The sequence below is a fragment of the Streptomyces sp. NBC_01476 genome, from assembly GCF_036227265.1.
Lineage (GTDB): Bacteria > Actinomycetota > Actinomycetes > Streptomycetales > Streptomycetaceae > Actinacidiphila.
On sequence record NZ_CP109446.1, the window covers coordinates 3,945,083 to 3,964,559 of the forward strand.

21 protein-coding genes and 1 tRNA gene are annotated in these 19,477 nt (G+C 72.2%); 15 read left to right on the plus strand and 7 right to left on the minus strand.

The genetic code is table 11. The features are described from left to right. Position 1 precedes the first annotated feature (1 nt). Positions 2-517, minus strand: coding sequence for a DUF5994 family protein (locus OG552_RS17165; protein WP_329133864.1), 516 nt, complete (start codon positions 515-517; stop codon positions 2-4). A 295-nt stretch (positions 518-812) separates the two neighbouring features. Here OG552_RS17165 and OG552_RS17170 point away from each other — a divergent pair, with 295 nt between their 5' ends. From OG552_RS17170 to OG552_RS17180, 3 genes are all read left to right on the plus strand, one after another. Beyond that, the gene (locus tag OG552_RS17170; RefSeq protein WP_329133866.1) at positions 813-1,358 is read left to right on the plus strand and encodes a GNAT family N-acetyltransferase; all 546 of its coding nucleotides are present in this window, start codon (positions 813-815) and stop codon (positions 1,356-1,358) included. 168 nt (positions 1,359-1,526) lie between these two features. After that, positions 1,527-1,823, plus strand: coding sequence for a type II toxin-antitoxin system VapB family antitoxin (locus OG552_RS17175; protein WP_093712089.1), 297 nt, complete (start codon positions 1,527-1,529; stop codon positions 1,821-1,823). 21 nt (positions 1,824-1,844) lie between these two features. Continuing rightward, positions 1,845-2,591, plus strand: coding sequence for a LytR C-terminal domain-containing protein (locus OG552_RS17180; protein WP_329133868.1), 747 nt, complete (start codon positions 1,845-1,847; stop codon positions 2,589-2,591). A 158-nt stretch (positions 2,592-2,749) separates the two neighbouring features. Here the strand turns inward: OG552_RS17180 and upp are convergent, their stop codons facing one another. Further along, positions 2,750-3,385: a uracil phosphoribosyltransferase gene (gene upp / locus OG552_RS17185; RefSeq protein ID WP_329133870.1), complete on the minus strand. Its 636-nt coding sequence runs from the start codon at positions 3,383-3,385 to the stop codon at positions 2,750-2,752. A 159-nt stretch (positions 3,386-3,544) separates the two neighbouring features. On the opposite strand from upp, the gene OG552_RS17190 reads away from it, so the two are divergent. The 8 genes from OG552_RS17190 (at position 3,545) to OG552_RS17225 (ending at position 7,888) form a co-directional block, all read left to right on the plus strand. Beyond that, positions 3,545-3,739 (plus strand): hypothetical protein, encoded by a 195-nt coding sequence (locus tag OG552_RS17190; protein WP_443070950.1) that lies wholly within the window; start codon positions 3,545-3,547, stop codon positions 3,737-3,739. Positions 3,740-3,952: 213 nt separating this feature from the next. Continuing rightward, complete coding sequence (locus tag OG552_RS17195) at positions 3,953-4,495, plus strand: tRNA adenosine deaminase-associated protein (protein WP_329133872.1); 543 nt, start codon at positions 3,953-3,955, stop codon at positions 4,493-4,495. A gap of 50 nt (positions 4,496-4,545) precedes the next feature. Next, positions 4,546-4,980 (plus strand): nucleoside deaminase, encoded by a 435-nt coding sequence (locus OG552_RS17200; RefSeq protein ID WP_329140883.1) that lies wholly within the window; start codon positions 4,546-4,548, stop codon positions 4,978-4,980. A gap of 31 nt (positions 4,981-5,011) precedes the next feature. Continuing rightward, positions 5,012-5,098: transfer RNA gene (locus OG552_RS17205), tRNA-Ser, on the plus strand. Between the two features lie 203 nt (positions 5,099-5,301). Next, on the plus strand, positions 5,302-5,466 hold the full coding sequence (locus OG552_RS17210) for a hypothetical protein (RefSeq protein ID WP_329133875.1): 165 nt from the start codon (positions 5,302-5,304) through the stop codon (positions 5,464-5,466). A gap of 27 nt (positions 5,467-5,493) precedes the next feature. Beyond that, on the plus strand, positions 5,494-5,787 hold the full coding sequence (locus tag OG552_RS17215; RefSeq protein ID WP_329133877.1) for a Dabb family protein: 294 nt from the start codon (positions 5,494-5,496) through the stop codon (positions 5,785-5,787). A gap of 263 nt (positions 5,788-6,050) precedes the next feature. After that, positions 6,051-6,872 carry an RNA polymerase sigma factor SigF gene (locus OG552_RS17220; RefSeq protein ID WP_329133879.1) on the plus strand — a complete coding sequence of 274 codons (822 nt, stop codon included), beginning with the start codon at positions 6,051-6,053 and terminating at the stop codon, positions 6,870-6,872. A gap of 167 nt (positions 6,873-7,039) precedes the next feature. Beyond that, a complete protein-coding gene (locus OG552_RS17225) occupies positions 7,040-7,888 on the plus strand; it encodes an RNA polymerase sigma factor SigF (protein WP_329133881.1) in 849 nt (282 codons plus the stop codon). 75 nt (positions 7,889-7,963) lie between these two features. Here the strand turns inward: OG552_RS17225 and OG552_RS17230 are convergent, their stop codons facing one another. Continuing rightward, positions 7,964-8,173 (minus strand): hypothetical protein, encoded by a 210-nt coding sequence (locus OG552_RS17230; protein ID WP_329133883.1) that lies wholly within the window; start codon positions 8,171-8,173, stop codon positions 7,964-7,966. Positions 8,174-8,233: 60 nt separating this feature from the next. On the opposite strand from OG552_RS17230, the gene OG552_RS17235 reads away from it, so the two are divergent. From OG552_RS17235 to OG552_RS17245, 3 genes are all read left to right on the plus strand, one after another. Next, complete coding sequence (locus OG552_RS17235) at positions 8,234-9,154, plus strand: aldo/keto reductase (protein ID WP_443071169.1); 921 nt, start codon at positions 8,234-8,236, stop codon at positions 9,152-9,154. 318 nt (positions 9,155-9,472) lie between these two features. Beyond that, a complete protein-coding gene (locus OG552_RS17240; protein WP_329140885.1) occupies positions 9,473-11,035 on the plus strand; it encodes an MDR family MFS transporter in 1,563 nt (520 codons plus the stop codon). A gap of 225 nt (positions 11,036-11,260) precedes the next feature. After that, positions 11,261-11,722 carry a PPOX class F420-dependent oxidoreductase gene (locus OG552_RS17245; RefSeq protein ID WP_329133887.1) on the plus strand — a complete coding sequence of 154 codons (462 nt, stop codon included), beginning with the start codon at positions 11,261-11,263 and terminating at the stop codon, positions 11,720-11,722. Positions 11,723-11,786: 64 nt separating this feature from the next. Here OG552_RS17245 and OG552_RS17250 read toward each other — a convergent pair whose 3' ends face one another. The 4 genes from OG552_RS17250 to OG552_RS17265 form a co-directional block, all read right to left on the minus strand. Beyond that, the gene (locus tag OG552_RS17250; RefSeq protein WP_329133888.1) at positions 11,787-14,162 is read right to left on the minus strand and encodes an ArnT family glycosyltransferase; all 2,376 of its coding nucleotides are present in this window, start codon (positions 14,160-14,162) and stop codon (positions 11,787-11,789) included. After that, on the minus strand, positions 14,159-15,607 hold the full coding sequence (locus OG552_RS17255; RefSeq protein ID WP_329133889.1) for a glycosyltransferase: 1,449 nt from the start codon (positions 15,605-15,607) through the stop codon (positions 14,159-14,161). The genes OG552_RS17250 and OG552_RS17255 overlap by 4 nt, the downstream gene beginning before the upstream one ends. Before the next feature lie 25 nt (positions 15,608-15,632). Further along, entirely contained in the window at positions 15,633-17,168 is a 1,536-nt protein-coding gene (locus tag OG552_RS17260) for a HAMP domain-containing sensor histidine kinase (RefSeq protein WP_329140887.1), read from the minus strand. A 230-nt stretch (positions 17,169-17,398) separates the two neighbouring features. Then, a complete protein-coding gene (locus OG552_RS17265) occupies positions 17,399-18,211 on the minus strand; it encodes a response regulator transcription factor (RefSeq protein WP_329133892.1) in 813 nt (270 codons plus the stop codon). 198 nt (positions 18,212-18,409) lie between these two features. Between OG552_RS17265 and OG552_RS17270 the strand changes: the two genes are divergently transcribed. After that, positions 18,410-19,351: an MEDS domain-containing protein gene (locus OG552_RS17270; RefSeq protein ID WP_329133894.1), complete on the plus strand. Its 942-nt coding sequence runs from the start codon at positions 18,410-18,412 to the stop codon at positions 19,349-19,351. Positions 19,352-19,477 lie beyond the last annotated feature (126 nt).

Consider the following 19,477-nt stretch of genomic DNA (forward strand, 5'->3'; position numbering starts at 1 on the left):
GTCAGGCCGCCAGGTCCGCGTTCTGCCCGTCCGTCCCGGCCATCAGAGCGGCCGCATTACGGAGGTTGTGCGGAGCGGATGCCTCGGCCATCAGCCGTGCCGCCGTCTCCTCGGAGGTCTGCGGCGGGATCACCAGCAGGTCCCAGCGGCCCTCCCGGTTGCCGAGCAGCAGCAGCGCGTTCGGGTCCTGCTCGGGGCCGAACCAGCCGACGTGCACCACCCGGCCGGACAGCGCGACCTTCTTCGGAATCACCGGCCAGTGGCGCGGGTTGACCGCCACCCGCGAGACGCGGCCCCAGCGGGACTCCAACGCCTCGATCAGCAGCGGAAGTTCGACGGCCAGGTCACGGGACCTCGGCCACCAGGCGCCGTCCAGCGGTCCGTGGCCCGGCATCGGCGCGCCGGGAGCGGTGCTCGCCGCCGACAGGGAGATCCGTACCGGCGGTCCGGTGACCGGCGCCGCGAGGGGCGCCACCACAGGGGAAGTGCCGGGGGTGGGCTGAGTGAGCGCAGACATGTCCGGGGCCCGTCTCCGGACCCGACCGGGTCCGGCAGTGTCGTTCGCCGCGAACGACACCGGCATGAACGCCGGCGTGCGAAATGCCCTCGGTCCCGTAACCCTACACCCGACCCTCGCCGAAAATTCGAACAATTCGAACATTACGCCCGCCGCCGGCCCCTCACCACCCGGCGGCCCGGCCCCGAGGCACTGTTCCGGCCCCGGCCTCCGCCTGCGATCATGGCGCGGAGCCGATCGCGCGGGCCGCACCCGGACCGGGGTTCCGGACGCGGCAGCGCAGGGGAGGGAACGCGTGGCCGAGGTCTTCACCCGCCGCCTGTCGAGGTGGCAGGCGGAACAGCAGCGGGACGAGATCGCCGACCTGTACGTGGAGGCGTACCACGGGCCGGCCGGCGAGGAGTTCAGCCACCGCGAGGCGTTCCTGGCGCGCTTCGACCACGACACCGCGCGCGAGGGCTTCGACATGGTGGCGGCGAGCGAAGGCGCGACGGTCGGCGCCGCGTACGGCTTCCGGCTGGACCGCGCCGACAACTGGTGGCGGAACTTCACCGGCAATCCGCCGCCGCGGCTGGAGGAACTGACCGCCTCCGGGCAGGTCTTCGCCCTCGCCGAACTGATGGTGCGGCCGGCCTACCGGCGGCAGGGCGTGGCGGCCCGGCTGATGGAGCAGTTGCTGCTGCGCAGCGAGGCCACGCTGGCCTCCGCGCTCGTGGACCCGGGGGAGCCGGGCGCGGGCAGCGCGCTGCGGGCGCTCGGCTGGGACCGGATCGGCGAGGCGCGCTTCGGACCTGACGCCCCGGCCCGCCAGGTGTGGACCCGCGCCCTCGGCGGCGACTGACCCCCCGGGAAGCACCGCCGTGGCGCCCCGCGATTGACGGATTCCGGCACAGAAATACTCCGCTGCACCACCCGACAACCCCACATGGCCGAAATGCCCCGGCTTCGTCCACCGGGCAACCCGTCGCCACTGCTGCGCCCGGACAAGCCGGGCCGGTAGGCTTTCCGTGTGATCTTCAAGCGCATCGGAAACGGGCGGCCGTACCCGGACCACGGCCGGGTGAGCACGCGCGAGTGGGCGGACGTCGCCCCCCGTCCCGTGCGGCTGGACCAGCTGGTTACCACCAAGGGGCAGCTCGACCTGGAGACGTTGCTGGCCGAGGATTCCACCTTTTACGGGGACCTCTTCGCCCATGTCGTGAAATGGCAGGGTGACCTCTATCTCGAGGACGGGCTGCACCGGGCGGTACGTGCCGCACTGCAGCAGCGGCAGGTGTTGCATGCCCGGGTCCTGGAGATGGACTGACAATCCGCTTACTCTGCGCTCATGAGCATGTTGACCCCCTCCGGGATGGGTGGGAAGTACCGGGTCACCGGTAACGCGTATCCGAGGATGCGCCGACCCAGACGCCGTGGCCGTATCCTCGCGGCCGTCGTCGCCTCGGTGGTCGTCCTCGGCCTGTTCGGCTGGGGGGCGTTGCAGCTCTTCCATGTCTTCAACGGCGACAACGGGGACACCAAGGCGAACGCCGCGCCGCAGAACCAGGTCACCTGCAAGCCGGCGCCCACCCCGGCGCACACCGGCAAGCCCACCCCGCTGCCGCAGCCGTCCGGCGTCACGCTGAACGTGCTCAACGCCACTTCCCGCGGCGGCCTCGCCAAGACCACCGCGGACGCGCTGGCGAGCAGGGGCTTCAAGGTGGCCAAGTTCGGCAACGCGACCGCGCCCTACGACCAGAAGGTCACCCAGTCGGCGCTGCTGGTCGCGGGTCCGGCCGGCGAGGCGGCGGCCCGCGAGGCCGGTACGCAGGTGGCCGGCTCGACGGTGAAGATCGACCCGGCCCGCAAGGACAAGACGGTCGACCTGCTGATCGGGGACGGCTTCGCGGCGCTGGCGAGTCCGGCGGACGCGGCCAGGGCGCGGGTGGTCGCGGCGAACCCGCCGCCGCCGAAGCCGGTCTGCGGGCCGGTGGCATCCGGCAGCTCGACCGGCAAGACCACCGGCAAGTCCACGGACGCAACAGGCGACAAGGCAGGCGGCACAGCGGACGGCAAGGCCACGTCCAAGCCCTGACCGGCCCCCGTCCCCACCGGTCCCGACCAGGGCCTGGCGGTCCGCCGCCCGGCATCTTCCCGAACGCGCCGCCGGCCCGGGCTCGTAGGAGTCCGGGCCGGCGGCGCGTTCACGGGTCCGGGCGCCTGCCCGGACCCGCGTGCCGTGCTGAGCCGCCGCTAGCCGACCGTGCCGTAGAGGCGGTCGCCCGCGTCGCCGAGGCCGGGGACGATGAAGCCCCGCTCGTTGAGCCGCTCGTCCACCGCCGCGGTGACCACGGTGACCGGCTTGCCCGCCAGCTCCCGCTCCATCACCTCGACGCCCTCCGGCGCCGCCAGCAGGCACAGCGCGGTCACGTCGTCGGCGCCGCGCTCGATCAGCAGCCGGATCGCCGCCACCAGGGTGCCGCCGGTGGCCAGCATCGGGTCCACCACGTACACCTGCCGCCCGGAGAGGTCCTCGGGCATCCGGGTGGCGTACGTCCTGGCCTCCAGCGTGTTCTCGTCGCGGACCATGCCGAGGAAGCCGACCTCGGCGGTCGGCAGCAGCCGGACCATGCCGTCCAGCATGCCGAGCCCGGCCCGCAGGATCGGCACCACCAGCGGGCGCGGGTGGGAGAGCCGTACGCCGGTGGTCGGGGCGACCGGCGTACGGATGTCGACCTGCTCGGTCCTGACGTCCCTGGTGGCCTCGTAGGCGAGCAGCGTGACCAGCTCGTCGGCGAGCCGCCGGAAGGTCGGTGAGTCGGTGCGCTCGTCGCGCAGGGTGGTGAGCTTGTGCGCGACCAGCGGGTGGTCGACTACGTGGAGACGCATGGGGACGACTGTATCCGGCGGCTCCACCGGCGTCCTCGGGCCGTGTGACCTGGCACCCTTGTGCGCCCGAGATGGGATGAACCGTCCGATCGGGGGAAGCTGGACGGGCATGCCCGGTGCGCCTCCCGGGTGAACCGAACGGCGAGGACGGTGACCTGTATGCCGGACATGCCCGAGATGCCGGAGACCCCCGCGAGCGGGTCGGACGAGCGCGGCCAGGAGCGGCGGCGCAAACGGGCGGTGTTCCTGCGCGAGCTGAACGAGGCCAAGGAGCTCCGCGATCGGGTCCAGCCCCGGCGCGCCCGGGCGGCCAGGATGCGTCAGCAGATGCGGATGCGGACCTTCCGCTGGTGACCGCCGGCGGTCATTCGGGTGTCACAGCGGTCTCAGGCGGCCCAGGATTTACCCGGAAGTGACGAAGAGCTGGCACGTCGCGGTGGCGAAGACCTCTCGCGGCGCCCCGGTTTCTGCCACGATGCCGAGTGGGTGGGACCATCTAGTGGCCATCATGAACGGCCGCACGGCCCTACCCGGTCCGGACGGCCTGAGACCTGTGGGAGAGTCACGGTGTACTTCGCCGCACTGCTCGCGCGCACCGAGGACGGTTGGCAAGCGAGCGAACCCGATCTCGACGATGTGGAAACCCTCGCCGATCTGAGTGAACTGGCCCGCGCGGCCGGCGACGAGGAGGAAACGGTTCTCGTCTTCATCGAGCAGGAGGACGCCTGGTTCGGCGTCATCCGGGTCGACGGTGAAGAGGATCCCAGAATCTATGTGTCCGACGCGGCGGCGGCCTCCCGCAGCTCGTACGGGGAGATCCTGCTCACCGACGAGGTGCTCGGCCGCGACCCGGAGGACGTCGACGACCTGGTCGACCTGGTCGACCTCGACGGCACCGAGGACGGCGACGACGACGATGAGGCGGTGGCCGGTTCTTCCGACGACCACGTGCCGACCGGCCCGCTCGGCGAGACCGAGCTGCTGGCGGACCTCGGGATGAGCGGCAAGGAGCTGCTGGCGCTCAGCGGCGACGGGGCGCTCACCGGGGAGGCACTCGGCGAGATCGCCGACGCGCTCGGCTGCGGCGACGTGCTGGAGGCGGTCCGCTGACCCCAGCCGATTCCACCCCCGACCCCCTACGAGACCGCTGGGTGCCCGCCATGCGGCTGGCCCTGGCGGAGGCCGAGCGCGCCCCGCTCACCGGCGATGTGCCGGTGGGCGCGGTCGTGCTGGCCCCCGACGGCAGCGTGCTGGCCCGGGCGTGCAACGAGCGTGAGGCGACCGGTGACCCCACCGCCCACGCGGAGGTGCTCGCCATCCGCCGCGCGGCCGTCGCCGTCGGTGCCTGGCGGCTCACCGGGTGCACCCTCGTGGTGACCCTCGAACCCTGCACGATGTGCGCGGGCGCGATCGTGCTCGCCCGTCTCGACCGGGTCGTCTACGCGGCCCCCGACCCCAAGGCGGGCGCCGCCGGCTCCCTGTGGGACCTGGTCCGCGACCGCCGCCTCAACCACCGCCCCGAGGTCGTCCCCGGGGTCCTCCCGGCGCCCGCCGCGGCCCTCCTCACCCGCTTCTTCCGCCCAAACGATTTCTGAGCACCCCTCCGCGTGGGCTAAGCTTCCTCTCGGTAGCGTGTCCGAGCGGCCTAAGGAGCACGCCTCGAAAGCGTGTGAGGGGGCAACTCCTCCGTGGGTTCAAATCCCACCGCTACCGCTCCAGCACCTTCACCGGAGGCAGTGACTCATGGGAGTCGCTGCCTCCGGTGTTCTGCGTGGGGCCGACCTGCCCTCCTGAACTCCCGTCTGTTTAAACGATGATGGGAGTGGTGGCCGTATCGTTACGCCGTCCGGTGGATAGACTCCACCGATTGCACACTCTTGACCGGTGCGGCGCTGCGGCTGGGGAGGGCAGGGAGCATGGCGCAGGCGAGAAAGATCACCATGTATGTGCTGGTGATCTTCATTCTCTACACGATCATCGACCAGCCGGCCCGGGCGGCGGATCTTGTGCAGGTAGGGTTCGAGGGGATATCGAACGCCGCCAAGAGCGTCGGGAAGTTCATGCACGACCTGGCCAACTAGCCGCGGCACGGACGAGGCGAGGGTGTCATGATCCGTCATCTGGTGCTGTTCAAGCTGAACGACGGCGTGCGGCCGGACGAGCCGCGGGTCGCCGCCGCTGCCGAGGGATTCTTCGAACTCGGCGCGCTGGTGCCCGAGGTGATCACCTGGGAGTGCGGCTGGAACGTGAGCGACCGCCCCATCGCGTACGACTTCGCCATCAACTCCTCGGTCGCGGACGCCGCCGCGCTGAAGACGTATGTGGAGCACCCCGCGCACCAGGCCGCCGTGCGGCCCTGGTCCGACTTCGCCACCTGGGTGATCGCCGACTACGAGATCTGACGCCCGGCGGGCCGGCTTCCCGCCGTCCGTACCGCGGCCGTTCCACCAGCCCTCCGCCGTTGTGCGCGGAGGGCTTTGTCGTACTTCCGCGCACGCCCCTCGCGCTCCCCGCTCACCCGTCCGCCGCGCCGGAACGGCCACCGGCCGGGCCTGCGTCGTACAACACGGCAATATGCGGTGCTTGCACAAAGCACACATGAATTGTGATGCTATGACCGCTTTTGCCGGAAGTTGTGTGGACCGATGAGGGGTCTGGTGTGCCGATGTCGGCCCGTACGGCGTCAACAACGTATCCCCGTGCCCGGACGAGAACGCCCAGCACCAACGCGGCGGACGCACGGGCGCTCACCCAGGTGCTCTTCGAGCAGTTCAGCAAGCTGGAGGCGGGGACCGCCGAGCACACCCGGGTGCGGGCCGCGCTGATCGAGGTGAACCTGCCGCTGGTGCGGTACGCCGCCGCGCGGTTCCGCAGCCGCAACGAGCCGATGGAGGACGTGGTCCAGGTCGGCACCATCGGGCTGATCAACGCGATCGACCGGTTCGACCCGGAGCGCGGGGTGCAGTTCCCGACCTTCGCGATGCCGACCGTGGTCGGCGAGATCAAACGTTACTTCAGGGACAACGTGCGGACCGTGCACGTGCCCCGGCGGCTGCACGAACTGTGGGTCCAGGTCAGCGGCGCCATCGAGGATCTGACGGTGCTGCACGGGCGTTCGCCCACCACCGCGGAGATCGCCGACCGCCTCAAGCTCTCCGAGGACGAGGTGCTGGCCTGTCTGGAGGCCGGCCGGGCCTACCACGCGACCTCGCTGGAGGCGGCGCAGGAGGGTGACGGCGCCCCCGGCCTGCTGGACCGGCTCGGCTACGAGGACCCGGCACTCAGTGGAGTCGAACACCGCGACCTCGTACGGCACCTGCTGGTCCAACTGCCCGAGCGGGAGCGGCGGATTCTGCTGCTGCGCTACTTCGGCAACCTCACCCAGTCGCAGATCAGCGCTGAACTGGGCGTCTCCCAGATGCATGTGTCCCGGCTGCTGTCACGCAGCTTCGCCCGTCTGAGGTCCGCAAACCAGCTCGAAGCGTAACCGATACGGATTAAGTCACCTGCACAGATATGTCGACATGGCGCTACAGCGTGTTGCCGACATGTGACATTCTGCGGGTACCGCGTTTGTCGCGAGCGGACCTCCGGTATTCCAGAGGAGGAACAACCGTCGCTCGCGACACCCGTCCGCGACCTCAAGGGGGTGGCATGTCCGTACAGGTGGGCAGTCCCAAGGTGCTCCGTCATGAATCCCATGGCACAGACGCACCGCACGATGCTCTTCACACCGAGGCCATCGACACCCGTACCCTGTCCCGTTCGCTCTTCCTGCGCCTGGCGGAACTGCCGGTGGACAGCCCGGAACGCACCTACGTACGTGACACGCTCATCGAGCTGAACCTGCCTCTGGTGCGGTACGCCGCGGCCCGGTTCCGCAGCCGCAACGAGCCGATGGAGGACATCGTCCAGGTCGGCACCATCGGCCTGATCAAGGCGATCGACCGGTTCGACTGCGAGCGCGGGGTGGAGTTCCCGACCTTCGCGATGCCCACCATCGTCGGTGAGGTGAAGCGATTCTTCCGGGACACCTCCTGGTCGGTGCGCGTCCCGCGCCGGCTCCAGGAGCTGCGGCTGGCGCTGACCAAGGCGAGCGACGACCTCTCGCAGCGGCTCGACCGCTCCCCGACCGTCGCCGAGTTGGCGGTCTGCCTCGGGGTCTCCGAGGAGGACGTGGTCGACGGCCTGGCGGTCGGCAACGCCTACACCGCCAGCTCGCTGGACTCCCCGCCGCCCGAGGACGACGGCAGCGAGGGCACCCTCGCGGACCGCCTCGGCTACGAGGACACCGCGCTGGAAGGCGTCGAGTACCGCGAGTCGCTCAAGCCGCTGCTGGCGCAACTGCCGCCGCGCGAGCGGCAGATCATCATGCTGCGCTTCTTCGCCAACATGACGCAGTCGCAGATCGGCGAGGAGGTCGGCATCTCGCAGATGCACGTCTCCCGGCTGCTGACCCGCACACTCGCCCAGCTGCGGGACGGTCTGACCGCGGAGGCATGAGGACGTGAACGGAGTGGTCGCCGGCCAGGGCGACCCGCTCCGCCCGGGACCCGGGCGGAACCGCTGCCGCCCGCGTCACTTCATCGCGAGCGCGACCACTCCGACAATCACCACGACGGCGACGATCAGACCGATGATCAGGCCGGCCCGGCTGCGGGTCTCGGCGCGCTGCACCTGAGCGGGCGGCGGCTGCTCGTCGACGAAGGCGCGGAACATCTGCGTGTTGCCCGCGGGGTCGTAGTTGTTGTCCGGCTGCGGCGTGGGGTGCGGCGTGGGATTCGACATGGGGCCTGACCCTAGCGTGTCGGTGGAATACCGTGCACCCCCCACCCGTTATCCATGGCTATGGCACGAATCGGCAATTCTGAACTCGACGTCTTCCCCCTCTCCCTCGGTGGCAACGTCTTCGGCAACACAGCCGACGAGGCGCAGTCGTTCGCGGTCCTGGACGCGTACGCGGCCGGTGGCGGCGACTTCGTGGACACCGCCGACCTCTACGGCGGCGGTGGCCGGTCCGAGGAGATCATCGGCAGATGGCTGGACAGCCGCGGCCGGCGCGACGACATCACGGTGGCCACCAAGGTCGGCGCGCACCCCGACCTCAAGGGGCTGAAGGCCGACACCATCCGCAAGGGCGCGGAAGCCTCGCTGCGCCGCCTCGGCGCCGACCACATCGACCTCTATTACACGCACTTCGACGACCCCGAGGTCCCGGTCGAGGAGATCATCACCACGCTCGACGGCCTGGTGAAGGAGGGCAAGGTCCGGGTGATCGGCGCCTCCAACATCTCCCCCGAGCGGCTGGCCGCCTCGCTGGACTTCTCCGAGCGCGAGGGCCTGGCGCGGTACGAGATCCTGCAGCCGCACTACAACCTGGTGGAGCGCGCGCAGTACGAGGGCCCGCTGGCCGACCTTGCGGCAGCACGCGGCCTGTCGTCGGCGCCGTACTTCGGGCTCGCGCTGGGCTTCCTCACCGGTAAGTACCGGCCGGGCGGCCCCGCGGTGGACAGTGCCAGGGCCGGGCGCGCCGGGGAGTACCTGAAGCAGGAGCGCGGCCCGAAGGTGCTCGCCGCCCTGGACGAGGTGGCCGCCGCGCACGGCGCCGAACTCGCCACGGTGGCGCTGGCCTGGCTGGCCGCCCAGCCGACGGTGGTGGCGCCGATCGCCAGCGCCCGCACGGTGGAGCAGGTGCCGGCGCTGCTCGCGGTGCCCGGCCTGAAGCTGACCGGCGAGGAGATCGCGGCGCTGACCGCGGCCTCCGCCTGACCCCACCTCCGCCTGACCGCGGGGATCCGCCGGACCGCGGCCTCCGCCTGACCGCGGGGATCCGCCGGACCGTACGTCCCTAGGGCGCCGCACATCCTCAACGGCCTGAGCCCGCCCGCCTCCCCTGACCGGAAGCGGGCGGGCTCCTTTGTGACCTTACTCTCAGCAGACCCACAGCACTTGCCTTATACAACCATCCGTTCTTAAAGTTGCTTGAGGCAACCAAAAGGACGGTCGGAAGGTCACATGGCGACACCCACCACCCAGCAGAACCTGCCGAGCGGCGCGGCCCCGGAGCCCGGCGGCGAAACCGCCCCGATGTCGCACCGTCAGATCATGGAGGCGCTCTCCGGGCTGCTGCTCGGCCTCTTCGTGGCGATCCTCTCCTCCACGATCGTCTCCAACGCGCTGCCCCGGATCCTCAGCGACATCGGCGGCGGCCAGAGCGCGTACACCTGGGTGGTCACCGCCTCGCTGCTCGCGGTCACTGCGACCACCCCGATCTGGGGCAAGCTCTCCGACCTGTTCAGCAAGAAGCTGCTGATCCAGCTCTCGCTGGTGATCTACGTGGTCGGCTCGGTGGTGGCGGGCTTCTCCACCAGTCCCGGCATGCTCATCACCTGCCGGCTGCTCCAGGGCGTCGGGGCCGGCGGCCTGTCCGCGCTCACCCAGGTGATCATGGCCGCGATGATCTCGCCGCGGCAGCGCGGCCGCTACAGCGGCTACATCGGCGCCACCTTCGCCGTCGCCACCGTCGGCGGCCCGCTGGTCGGCGGCGTAATCGTCGACTCCGCCCTCGGCTGGCGCTGGTGCTTCTACGTGGGCGTGCCGTTCGCGGTCGTCGCGCTGATCGTGCTGCAGAAGACGCTGCACCTGCCGGTGGTCAAGCGCGCGGTGAAGATCGACTGGACCGGCGCCTTCTTCATCACCGCGGCCGTCTCGCTGCTGATGATCTGGGTCTCGCTCGGCGGCCAGAGCTACCCGTGGCTGTCCTGGCAGACCTGCGTCCTGGTGCCGCTCGCCCTCGTCCTCGGTCTTGTCTTCCTCTTCGTCGAGGGGCGCGCCGAGCAGCCGATCATGCCGCTGCGGCTCTTCCGCAACCCGACGATCACGCTGACCTCCTTCGCCTCGCTCTTCGTCGGGGTGGCGATGTTCGCCGGCACCGTCTTCCTCAGCCAGTACTTCCAGCTGGCCCGCGGCAGGACCCCGACGATGTCAGGACTGATGACGATCCCGCTGATCGGCGGACTCTTCATCGCCTCCATGGTCAGCGGACGGATCATCACCCGCACCGGCCGCTGGAAGGTGTTCCTGGTCGCCGGCGGCCTGCTGGTCACCGCCGGGTCGGCGACGCTCGGCCTGATCCGGCAGGACACCCCGTACGCCGAAGTCGCCGTCTACATGGCCCTGCTGGGCCTCGGCGTCGGCATGATGATGCAGAACCTGGTGCTCGCCGTGCAGAACCAGGTCTCGGTCGCCGATCTCGGCGCGGCCAGTTCGCTGGTCACCTTCTTCCGCTCGCTCGGCGGCGCGATCGGCGTCACCGCGCTGGGCGCGGTGCTCGGCAACCGGGTCACCCACTTCGTCTCCGACGGCCTCGCCTCGCTGCACATCAAGGGCGGCGCGGCGGACTCCGGCGGCTCCATCCCCGACGTCTCGACGCTGCCGGCACCGGTACGGGGAGTGGTCGAGGGCGCCTACGGCCACGGGGTCGGTGATGTGTTCCTCTACACGGCCCCGTTCGCGCTCATCGCCTTCCTGCTGGTGCTCTTCGTGAAGGAGGTCGCGCTGCGGGACCGGAGCGGTTTGCAGCAGGCCACCGCGGGTACGGGGCGTTCGGCGCAGGCGGAGGCGGCCCCTGCGGCGGAGGTCATCGAGTAGACCGGACACCACGACCTCCCGTCCGGCCCGCCTGTTCCCACTGCGGAGAGGTCCAGACGGGCGGTACGGGACCGGGTCCTGGCGGCAGCGGGCGCAGGGGACGGCGCAGGCCGCCTGCCGGGATCCAGCGGTAAGGGGCGGCCGCCGCGACCAGGGACGGACTCGGCGGCCCGCCCGGCAGGCCCTGTTCTCCGTACCGGCGCTCCCGCGTCGTACAGTGCCCGCATGGCTCCCAACATCGCCACGAACACGACCGTCACGCTGGAAGAGCTGCTGGACTTCGTCCGTCCGCGGCACCACGCGATCCTGCTCACCACCCGTGCGGACGGCCGGCCCCAGGGCTCCCCGCTCACCTGCGGGGTGGACGACTCCGGCCGGATCGTCGTCTCCACCTACCCGGAGCGGGCCAAGACCCGCAACGCCAAGCGCGACCCGCGGGTCAGCGTCATCGTCCTGTCCGACGACTTCGGCGGCCCGTGGGTGCAGGTGGACGGCGCCGCCGAGGTGATCGACGCACCCGAGTCGGTGGAAGGGCTCGTGGAGTACTTCCGCAACATCTCCGGGGAGCACCCGGACTGGGCGGAGTACCGCGAGGCGATGGTCCGGCAGGGCAAGTCGCTGATCCGGATCACCCCGGAGCGGTGGGGACCGGTCGCCACCGGCGGCTTCCCGGCCCGGCTGGCGTAGCGCCGGCGGCAGCACGAGGCGGGGCCCCCGACCGGTGAGCGGTCAGGGGCCCCGTCTGCCGTGCTCAGCCGGTGGTGGTGGCCGACGACTTCGGCGCCGTCAGGTCGTAGACCGTGGTACTGCCGACCGTCTTGGCGGTGTAGTGCGCCTCGACCCAGGAGGTGATCCCGGACGCCGTGCCGCTGCCGCCCATGCCGCCGAAACCGCCGCCGGTGCCGCTGCCGATGAAGTAGTGGATACGGCCGTCGGCCACGTACTTCTCGAACTGGGCGAGGGTGGGGGACGGGTCGCTGCCGTTGAAGCCGCCGATGGACATCACCGGTTTGCCGGTGGCCAGCTGGTAACTCGCCTGATTCTGCGAACCGATGGCGGCCGCGGCCCAGGTGTAGCGGTCGGCGTCGGTGCCGAGCAGCTTCTTCATGGCCGCGCTGACCTTGGTGCCGTTGAGCAGGCCGCCCATGCCGCCGCCGGCGCCGGGGGCGCCGCCCCGGCCCTCAGCGGCCTGGCCGTTGCCCTGCCCCGTGCCCCGGCCGAAGGTGCCGCCGCCGGGGAAGCCGTTCCCGCCGGGCGCGGTGCCCGCGCCAGGAGCGGTGCCGGTGCCCGTTCCGGGGGCCGTGCCCGTACCGCCGCCGCCCGTACCGCCGCCCTGGCCGCCGAAGCCCGGGAAGCCGCCGGTCCCGGCGCCGGTACCGGTCCCGGTGCCGGTGCGCGGTGCCCCGTTGCCGCCGAAGCCGCCCCGTGGGCCACTGCCGCCGCCCGGGCCGCCCATACCGCCCTGGACCGCGGGTCCCGCGGTCACGATGGACCCCTCGTGCGGGGTGTTCACCGTGTTCAGGGTGTAGGCGACCGGGCCGCCGAGCGCGGCCACCAGGCCGACGACCGCCGCGACGAAGCCGAGCCGTGCGCCGAGCCGGCTCCTGGGCGTCAGCCCGGGCAGCGCGCCCGCCAGCAGCGCGGCCGCGGCGAGCAGCCCGGCCACCACGAGCGCGACCCGCAGCCAGGGCAGCCAGTCCGCCGACCGGTCGAGCAGCACCGACGCCCAGATCGCCGTACCCAGCACCGCCGCCGCCAGCGTCGCCGCCGCCGCGATGTGGCCGCGCCGCCGCCAGAGCAGCACCGCTCCCATGCCGGTCAGCGCCGCGATGTAGGGCGCCAGAGCGATGTTGTAGTACTGGTGGAAGATCCCGGACATGAAGCTGAAGGTCGCGAAGGTGATCAGCAGCGCACCGCCCCAGACCAGGAAGGCGGAGCGTTGCGGGTCGGTACGGCGGGCCCGGCGGGTGATCCACAGTCCTGCCAGCAGAAAGAGGAAGGCCGCGGGCAGCAGCCAGGCGATCTGCCCGCCCATCTCGGCGTTGAAGAGCCGCCCGATGCCGGTCGCGCCCCACTGACCGCCACCGCCGCCACCGCCGGGCGCGCCCCCGCCTCCGCCGCCGACGCTGCCGGTCTCGTCGCCGGTGATCCGGCCGAAGCCGTTGTAGCCGAAAGTCAGGCCGAGGAAGCTGTTGTCCTGGGAGCCGCCGATGTACGGGCGGGAGGACTTCGGCCACAGCTGGACGATCGCCACCCACCAGCCGCCCGCGAGCAGCATCGCCCCGGCGCCGTAAAGGAGTTGGAGCAGCCGGCGGCGCAGCGTCGTCGGTGCGCAGACTCCGTAGACCACCGCGAGGGCGGGCAGGATCAGCCATGCCTGCAGGGTCTTGGTGAGAAAGGCCAGGCCGAGCAGGCCGCCGGCCCACAGCAGCCACTTGGTGCGGGCGTCCTCCAGGGCGCGCAGCACGCAGTAGATGGTGCTGACCATGAGCAACGCCAGCATCGCGTCGGGGTTGTTGAAGCGGAACATCAGCGCGGCCACCGGGGTCAGCGCGAGCACCGCGCCGGCCAGCAGACCCGCGGCAGGACCGAACCGGCGGCGTACGGCGGCGAAGAGCACACCGACCGCGGCGACGCCCATCAGCGCCTCGGGGACCAGGATCTGCCAGGAGCCGAGGCCGAAGACCCGTACCGACAGCTCCATCGGCCACAGGGCGGCCGGGGGTTTGTCGACGGTGATGGAGTTCGCCGCGTCGGAGGAGCCGAAAAAGAGCGCCTTCCAGCTCTGGCTGCCGGCCTGGACGGCCGCGGAGTAGAAGGAGTTGGCGTATCCGGAGGCGCCGAGGTCGTAGAGGTAGAGCACGAGGGTGCCCAGCAGCAGGGCCAGGAGCGCGGGGCGGGCCCATGCCGGGTCCTGCGGGCGGCCCCGCCACAGCCGGGCCGCCCGGCTGCCGGACGGGGCGGCGTGCGCACCGCCCGGGAGCGGCCCGGCGGGGGGCGGCCCGGCGGGCGGCTGTACGGGATCGGACGGTTGCCGGACGGCGAGGTCCTGGGCCGCCGGCCGGCCGCCGGGGGCCGGCGCGGCGAGGGGCGCGGCGTCGGAGGGCGTGTCGCGCGGCGGGTTCATCGGGCGCTCCTGTTGTCGTAGGGGGCGGGGTCGTAAGGGGTGGGCTCCTGCGCGGAGCCGGCGCCTGCGCCGTACGGGCCGGCGGTGTAGACGGGGGCGGACGGCGAGGCGGCCTCCGGGCGGGCGGGCTCCTCGCGGGGTGCGGGCGCCGGTGGGCTCCCGCCGGGGAAGAGCCAGGCACGGAAGAGCAGGAAGCGCAGCACGGTCGCCGCGAGGTTGGCGGCGATCAGCACGGCGAGTTCGGTGCTGTGGCCGGGGTGCGGGGTGGCCGCGTGCAGGGCGGCGAGCGAACCGCTGGTCAGCGCCAGGCCGATGGCGAAGACAACGAGTCCCTGTGCCTGGTGCCGTACCGCCCGGTCCCGGCCGCGCACCCCGAAGGTGAGCCGCCGGTTCGCCGCGGTGTTGGCGAAGGCGGACACCAACAGCGCCAGGGCGTTGGCCAGTTGGGCGCCGAGGCCGAGGCGGAAGAGGAAGAACAGCAGGAGGTAGGCCAGCGTGCTGAACGCCCCGACCGCGCTGAAGCCGACCAGCTGCCGGGCCAGCCCGGCCGGTACACCGGACAGTTCGCGGTCACGCGGATCGTCGCCGAACGGCCTGCGCAGCCGGTCGAGCGCCAACTGCCCGGTGGCCAGGGCCCGTCCGACCCGCCAGACACCCCGCAGATCGTCGGTCGCGGTACGGACCAGGTCGACGCTGCTGTCCGGGTCGTCGACCCAGTCCACCGGCACCTCGTGGATCCGCAGGCCGGCCCGCTCGGCCAGCACCAGCATCTCGGTGTCGAAGAACCAGCCGGTGTCCTCGACCATCGGCAGCAGCCGCTCGGCGACATCGCCGCGGATCGCCTTGAAGCCGCACTGGGCGTCCGAGAAGCGGGCGGCGAGCGAACCGCGGAGGATCAGGTTGTAGACGCGGGAGATCACCTCCCGCTTGGCGCCGCGCACCACCCGCGAGGAGCGGGCCAGCCGCGAGCCGATGGCGAGGTCCGAGTGGCCGGAGATCAGCGGGGCGACCAGCGGCAGCAGCGCGTTGAGGTCGGTGGACAGGTCCACGTCCATGTACGCCAGTACCGGCGCCTCCGACGCGGTCCACACCGTGCGCAGTGCCCGGCCGCGGCCCTTCTGCTCCAGCCGGAAGGACTCGACCTCGGGTAGTTCCGCGGCGAGTGCGGCGGCCACCTGCGCGGTCCGGTCGGTGCTCGCGTTGTCCGCGACGGTGATCCGGAAGGGGTAGGGGAAGGTCGCCGTGAGGTGCGCGTGCAGTCTTCGTACGCACCGCTCCAGGTCGTCCTCCTCGTTGTACACCGGGACGACGACGTCGAGGACGGGTGGGACGGGCCGCGCCGGCCCGGCCCGGTGGGAGGGGGCTTCGCGGGCTACCGGATGCGGTTCCGCGGCCCTGGCCGGCAGGTGCCGCCGGGCGGGCAGTTCGCCGAGGTTCGTATCCATGCCATGAGCCTCGGCCGCCCCGCTGTCATGACCGTGTGGCCGGCCTGGGCACAGCCTGTGAGAGCGCGGCCGGAAGAGTGACGGTGAACACGGTACGGCCCGGGGCGCTGCTCACGGCCACCTCGCCGCCGTGCGCGGTGACCACGGAGTGCACGATGGCGAGCCCAAGTCCCGTACTGCCCGCGGACCTTGACCGTGAGGCGTCGCCACGGGCGAAGCGTTCGAAGACATGCCGGCACAGCTCCGGCGGGATGCCGGGGCCGTCGTCCTCGACCTGCAGCAGCACCTCGTCGCCCCGCCGGCGGACACGCCCGGTGACCGTCGTACCCGGCGGGGTGTGGGTGCGGGCGTTGGCCAGCAGGTTGGTGAGCACCTGGTGCAGGCGCTGCGGGTCGCCGCGGACGGTGGCGGGTTCGTCGGGCAGGTCGAGCCGCCAGTGGTGGCCGTGGCCGACCGCGCGGGCGTCGCCGACCGCGTCCACCACCAGCGGCGAGACGTCGGTGTCGGCGAGGTCGAGCGGGCGGCCGGCGTCCAGCCGGGCGAGCAGCAGCAGGTCCTCCACCAGGGTGGTCATCCGTTCCGCCTCGGACTCGATCCGGCCCAGGGCGTGTCGCGTGTCCGGGCCGACCGGCTCCCCGCCGCGGCGGGTGAGTTCGGCGTAACCGCGGATCGAGGCGAGCGGGGTGCGCAGTTCGTGGCTCGCGTCGGCGACGAAGCGGCGGACCCGGGTCTCGCTCTCCTGCCGGGCGTGCAGCGCCGAACCGACGTGCCCCAGCATGCGGTTGAGCGCGGCGCCGACCTGACCGACCTCGGTGCGCGGGTCGGTGTCGGTGTCGGGGACGCGTTCGTGCAGTGCCACTTCGCCGCTGTGCAGGGGCAGTTCGGAGACGCGGGTGGCGGTGGCGGCGACCCTTCTGAGCGGCTGCAGGGTGATCCGCATCAGGGCGGAGCCGGCCAGCCCCGCGGCGACCAGGCCGGCCGCGGTCACCGAGACCTCCACCCAGACCAGGGTGGACAGGGTGTCGTGCGCGCCGGAGGTGGACAGGCCCACCAGGGTCGTGGTGCCGTCGGTGCCAGGGCGCGCGGACTCCACCCGGAAGTCGCCGAGGCCGGAGATGTGCAGGGTGTGCGGTCTGCCGTCGAGCGGGACCTGGGTGAAGGCGGTGGCCTGGGCCGTACTGAGGGTGTCGGCGACCAGGCCGGGGCTGCCGGAGCTGGTGGCGCTGACCGCCGCGTGCCCGATCGCGCCGCTCGCGGTACGGACCGCGCCGACCGTCTCGCCGGGCTGGCCGCCGCCGACCAGGAAGTTGAGCGGATCGAAGCCGCCGTCGGCCCGGGGGCCGCCGGGGTCCGGGCCGTGCGGGCCTGCTGCCCGGACCGCCAACTCCCCCACCTTGCTGTCCAGTTGCCCGTACAGGAAGTCGTGCAGGGCGAATATCGTCACCGCGCCGATCACCGCGCAGACGGCGGCGACCAGGGCGACGCAGGACACGACGAGGCGGCGGCGCAACGACCAGCGGCGGGTGGGGGCGGGGGACGTGCGTGCGGGGGTGCCGCGCAGCCGGGCCTTTCCCGCCCGGGCGTTTCCTGCCCTGACCTTGGCGCGGACCTTCGCGCGGGTGTCGGCGCGGGTGTTCGCCCGTCCCTTCGCCGGGGTGCTTGCCCGGGCCTTCGCCCAGGTGCTCGTCCGCGTGCTCGCCCGGGTGCTCGCCCGCGCTTCCGGCGGGGTGTTGTCCGCCCCGGACCCGCCTGCGGGGTGCGGGGTCCGCACGGACTGCCCCGCAGGGGACCTCACGCCGGTTCGCCGGGCTTGATCAGGTAGCCGGCGCCGCGCCGCGTGTGGATCATCGGCGGGTGCCCGACGTCGATCTTCCGGCGCAGGTAGGAGATGTAGAGCTCGACGACATTGGCCTGGCCGCCGAAGTCGTAGCTCCAGACGCGGTCCAGTATCTGCGCCTTGCTGAGCACGCGCCGCGGATTGCGCATCAGGTAGCGCAGCAGCTCGAACTCGGTCGCGGTGAGGTGGATGTTGGCGCCGCCCCGGCTGACCTCGTGGCTGTCCTCGTTGAGCACCAGGTCGCCGACGATCAGCAGCGACTCGTTGCGGGTGGCGGCCGCGCCGGAGCGCCGCAGCAGTCCGCGCAGCCGGGCCACGACCTCCTCCAGGCTGAACGGCTTGGTCACGTAGTCGTCCCCGCCCGCGGTGAGCCCCGCGATCCGGTCCTCCACCGCGTCCTTCGCGGTCAGGAAGAGGACGGGTACGTCCGGGGTCTCGCGACGGAGCCTGGCCAGCACTTCGAGGCCGTCCATGTCGGGCAGCATCACGTCGAGCACGACCGCGTCGGGGCGGGACTCGCGGGCCGCGCGCAGCGCGCTCGCGCCGTCGGACTCGGTACGGACCTGCCAGCCCTCGTAGCGCAGCGCCATCGAGAGCAGGTCGGCCAGCGGGGTCTCGTCGTCCACGACCAGGACGCGGACCGGGGAACCGTCCGGACGGGCGAGGTCGGTGGCCGCCTGGGTCGGCTGGCCGAGGGTCTGGTGGCCCGGGCGGGCCTGCGGGCTTGCGGTACCGGTGAGCGAGGAGAGCGATGAGGTGGAAGGCATGGTGACCACCCTGTGCGCTCGCTATGAAAGGAGTCTTGGCCGTTTCTGTGAAACGTCTGAGAATTCCCCGGCGCGACCCGGTCGGACGGTCCCGGTCCGGTGATCGTTTCCGGTCCCGGCCGGACAGTTGCGGTCAGCGGCGGGGGAGAAGCGGTCGGCGGGGTCGTTCGGCGCACGTCGGGGCGTACGTTCTGGAGTATGGCGGGAGAGATCTGCGGCCTGGGCGAGGACATACCGGGGGCCGCACCCCGGACGGTCGCCGTCGAGCGGCTGAATGCGGGGGATCACGCATGCCTGTGGTTCGGGGGCGCCCGCGGTGAGGAAGAGCGGTGGGCGCTGCGGGCGGCGTACGCCATCGCGGGGATCACCCGCGGGGAACGGGTGGTGTTCTTCGTCGAACCCGGCACGGAGGGGGAGGGTCTCGACCGGCTGGCCTCCTTCGGCGTGCCGATGGGAGGGACGGTGGGCGGGGCTCTGGGCGGCTCTCCCGGGCGGCCGTACGCCGCCGGGCGGGTCGAGGTGGTGGGGACCGTCCCCGGGTACGTACCCGGGCGGGGCCTGGACAACGCGGCGCGGATCGATCACTGGGTGACGCTTACCCGGCAGAGCGCGGCGCTCGGCTTCGCCGGGGTGCGGGCGGCCGGCGACATGGGCTGGGCGTCGTCGCCCGAGGTGGGCAGCGGGCAACTGACCGCGTACGAGGTCGCGTTGACGCCGGTGCTGGCGAAGCTGCGGCTCGCCGCGATGTGCGAGTACGACCGGGAGAGGTTCCCGGCCGAGCGCTATGACGGCGTACTGGCCGCGCACCCGCTGCACGTACTGCCGCTGCCCGGCGCGCTGCACGCCTCCCGCGAGGGCGACGTCCTGCGGCTGTCCGGCGACGCCGACCTGGCCACGCGGTTCGCCTTCGAGGACGCGGTACGCGACGCCGTCCGGCAGCCCGGCCTCACCGCGATCGACCTGACCGGCCTCGCCTTCATCGACGCCTACTGCGTACGGGCCCTGCTGCGCCTCGGCGCGGGCGTGGCTCTGGAGTGCACGGCAGCGCAGCACCGGCTCCTCGGCCTGTGCGGGGTGGTGGAGGTCCGCACGGAACCAGCGGGACGGCCCACCCTCCGGGTACGGGGGTGCGGGGGCTGAGGGGGGCGAGCCGCTCCGCGGGGGCTCACCTGGTACGTATCCGTACCGCCGGCGCGGGGGGGCGCCCTCGGGGAAGTCGCCTCCCCCGGCCGGAAGTTGGTGCTCGCTCCCGCGGGTCGAACGCAG

Coding starts and splice junctions, on each gene's coding strand:
- OG552_RS17240 (WP_329140885.1), top strand. CDS start 9,473: ATGTCGCACCGTCAGATCATGGAGGCGCTCTCCGGGCTGCTGCTCGGC.
- OG552_RS17255 (WP_329133889.1), bottom strand. CDS start 15,607: ATGGATACGAACCTCGGCGAACTGCCCGCCCGGCGGCACCTGCCGGCC.
- OG552_RS17210 (WP_329133875.1), top strand. CDS start 5,302: ATGGCGCAGGCGAGAAAGATCACCATGTATGTGCTGGTGATCTTCATT.
- OG552_RS17215 (WP_329133877.1), top strand. CDS start 5,494: ATGATCCGTCATCTGGTGCTGTTCAAGCTGAACGACGGCGTGCGGCCG.
- OG552_RS17265 (WP_329133892.1), bottom strand. CDS start 18,211: ATGCCTTCCACCTCATCGCTCTCCTCGCTCACCGGTACCGCAAGCCCG.
- OG552_RS17180 (WP_329133868.1), top strand. CDS start 1,845: ATGAGCATGTTGACCCCCTCCGGGATGGGTGGGAAGTACCGGGTCACC.
- upp (WP_329133870.1), bottom strand. CDS start 3,385: ATGCGTCTCCACGTAGTCGACCACCCGCTGGTCGCGCACAAGCTCACC.
- OG552_RS17165 (WP_329133864.1), bottom strand. CDS start 517: ATGTCTGCGCTCACTCAGCCCACCCCCGGCACTTCCCCTGTGGTGGCG.
- OG552_RS17225 (WP_329133881.1), top strand. CDS start 7,040: ATGTCCGTACAGGTGGGCAGTCCCAAGGTGCTCCGTCATGAATCCCAT.
- OG552_RS17245 (WP_329133887.1), top strand. CDS start 11,261: ATGGCTCCCAACATCGCCACGAACACGACCGTCACGCTGGAAGAGCTG.
- OG552_RS17200 (WP_329140883.1), top strand. CDS start 4,546: ATGCGGCTGGCCCTGGCGGAGGCCGAGCGCGCCCCGCTCACCGGCGAT.
- OG552_RS17270 (WP_329133894.1), top strand. CDS start 18,410: ATGGCGGGAGAGATCTGCGGCCTGGGCGAGGACATACCGGGGGCCGCA.
- OG552_RS17190 (WP_443070950.1), top strand. CDS start 3,545: ATGCCGGACATGCCCGAGATGCCGGAGACCCCCGCGAGCGGGTCGGAC.
- OG552_RS17220 (WP_329133879.1), top strand. CDS start 6,051: ATGTCGGCCCGTACGGCGTCAACAACGTATCCCCGTGCCCGGACGAGA.
- OG552_RS17235 (WP_443071169.1), top strand. CDS start 8,234: ATGGCACGAATCGGCAATTCTGAACTCGACGTCTTCCCCCTCTCCCTC.
- OG552_RS17250 (WP_329133888.1), bottom strand. CDS start 14,162: ATGAACCCGCCGCGCGACACGCCCTCCGACGCCGCGCCCCTCGCCGCG.
- OG552_RS17230 (WP_329133883.1), bottom strand. CDS start 8,173: ATGTCGAATCCCACGCCGCACCCCACGCCGCAGCCGGACAACAACTAC.